The sequence below is a fragment of the Acetobacter sicerae genome, assembly GCF_011516765.1.
Classification (GTDB): domain Bacteria; phylum Pseudomonadota; class Alphaproteobacteria; order Acetobacterales; family Acetobacteraceae; genus Acetobacter; species Acetobacter sicerae.
In genome coordinates this window covers 1-2,059 of record NZ_JAAABN010000057.1, presented here as the reverse complement: position 1 = coordinate 2,059, position 2,059 = coordinate 1, and the positions used below count along the sequence as shown (strand labels likewise).

Below are 2,059 nucleotides of genomic sequence, written 5' to 3'. Positions count from 1 at the left end.
ATCAAAGGCTCCCAGACGGACCATGCGGTATCGGAAAAGACAGACTGCATCATGCTCATCATAAACAGCTATGCAATCCGTTCCGTCATTCAAGGCCTAACAGGCCCTAGGCATGATGAACTCATGAATGCATGTCGCAATGAAAAAATTTTTATTCAAGGAGGAAGAATTGATGCATTCAAAAGAAGTGTAGATTCAGCAATAGCTGTTGCTATAAAAATTCATCTATCACGCACAAAAATTTCTAAAAACGATTTGGATGACCTGAAAAACATTGTCTATCATTCAACGGAGATATTAAAATTATTTGGTTTCTCATCTCCACAAGAAGCAAGAGAGATTTCAGGAAGACGAGGAATGATCTCTCATCCACTTCTTAATGATCTTGAAGTAGCTGAAGCAACACGAGCAGCACAACAACTCACCAAAGCGGGTTATATTTTTAGAGTAAAGAACGATGGAATTCCGCTCGGATGGTTCATTGAAGATCAAATGAATCCGGGAATAGGAAGAAGCCCTCCTTCTTACCTTAAATCTGGTGCCCTCGATATAAGACAGTCGCTTCGCTGTCTGGCTGTGTTAGCAGACGCTGCCGAAAGCCGATCAGCTATTTATTCGCCCCAAGCAGCTAATAGGCCGACTAATGATGGTGAAAGCTTCCTGTTTTCGGCGCTCGCCTTCCTTTACAGTAAAATTTCCCACCATCAGAAAAACCGTGGTTATATAAAGAAAAGACATAGATGGGCGTATTCAATAATCTGCTCATTATCTGATCGTGTAAGAAAATCAGGGTTGCATACAAGTGAAATAGAAAAATTCATAACAAGTATTCCCAAATTATCAGACAAGACACAGCTTGCTCTCTTGAGAAAAGGCGAAAGCAACTGGGATAAGCTGCCGGAAGAAGAGCGGTCCCACGTCACCCTTCCTCTCAATGTGCTGAAAAAGCTCCATAAGAAATCATAGTTATTGGGCACAACTCTGATACCAAAATCTCCCATCTTTTCTTATGCCTACATTCACCACGGCGCACACAGCGAAACGGAGAAGTTTCAGGATGAACATTCCACAGCCAGACAGTCAGGGACGACGCTTCCTGCGAATTGAAGACATCATGCATGAAACCTGCCTGAGTCGGGCGACAGTATATCGGAACACGATGCTGGAACGGGTGAAGGTTGGAAGCCGGACACTGATCACGGTGGAAAGCTATGAGAAGTGGCTTGCAAGCCTTCGTTCCAATGCAGCCTGAAAACAGAAACGCCGCCTGCGATTAGACAGGACGGCGGTCTGAAAATTAGCATCAAGAGGCAACCAACACCCTCCTGATAGCGAATTTCATGTCGGTCTGTCCATAGAAAACTCGTAGTGCGTGCCATGGAGTACGCAAAATGAACCCTGAAAAACGGGAACGGTCGAACTTTGCCGAAATTCTGGCAGAGTGCCTTTGCTCAAAGCCTATCACCTTCGCCTTGAGCGAGAACGGAATGATCCTAAGCCGGACGCAGACGCCGTTGAAGTCCTTGAAAGGGCTATCGCTGATGTCGCGAAGTTCCTTGAGATCGGTGACCCGAATGACCTGAGCGACGATGTCTTCGGTGCAGGTCTGATTCTGGCTGCCTCTGAGATTCCCGGCGGCTGGCAGCATTGGGATGAAAATGCACAGAAGCGGGTCGAGCGCGAAATGGCTGCGAAGAAAGCGGCGCGTACAGCAAGGAGGGCTCAGAGATGATCGAGCCTCTCTTTACTGGCCAGTTGAATGGTCGTGCCATCCGTTTCTTCCGCGCTCCTAATGGCGTGGTGACGTTGCCCTGGCATTCCTGCGCCGATCTGGTCTCGGCTGCTGCGTTGCCAGAGGACGGGCAGGAGCTCTTTCTCAACATGACCGCGACCGGTCCATGGCAGGATGATGTCCGCAATATCGAGACGGCCGCGGGGCGTGTTCTGGTCGCTCCGCACTTTGTCGCGCAGGGCGCTATTGGAGCGTTCAGGCAATTCGGCTTCGTACGCGACGACTTTGAGGACGCCTACTGCATGGCGCTTCAGGGTGCATGTGATG

4 protein-coding genes are annotated in these 2,059 nt (G+C 48.7%); all 4 read left to right on the top strand.

The genetic code is table 11. From position 1 onward, the window contains the following. The coding region (locus GVI59_RS18470; RefSeq protein WP_206752384.1) for a hypothetical protein at positions 1-966 on the top strand (966 nt) is incomplete at its 5' end. Between the two features lie 91 nt (positions 967-1,057). After that, the gene (locus GVI59_RS18465) at positions 1,058-1,252 is read left to right on the top strand and encodes a helix-turn-helix transcriptional regulator (RefSeq protein ID WP_010668215.1); all 195 of its coding nucleotides are present in this window, start codon (positions 1,058-1,060) and stop codon (positions 1,250-1,252) included. A 189-nt stretch (positions 1,253-1,441) separates the two neighbouring features. Next, positions 1,442-1,732, top strand: a complete 291-nt coding sequence (locus GVI59_RS18460) for a hypothetical protein (protein ID WP_206752383.1) — start codon at positions 1,442-1,444, stop codon at positions 1,730-1,732. Continuing rightward, positions 1,729-2,059: hypothetical protein (locus GVI59_RS18455; protein ID WP_173575501.1), on the top strand; the 331-nt coding region annotated here is incomplete at its 3' end. The genes GVI59_RS18460 and GVI59_RS18455, both read left to right, overlap by 4 nt.

Excerpts from the sequence above, each read along its gene's own strand:
- GVI59_RS18465 (WP_010668215.1), top strand. The coding sequence starts at position 1,058 with ATGAACATTCCACAGCCAGACAGTCAGGGACGACGCTTCCTGCGAATT.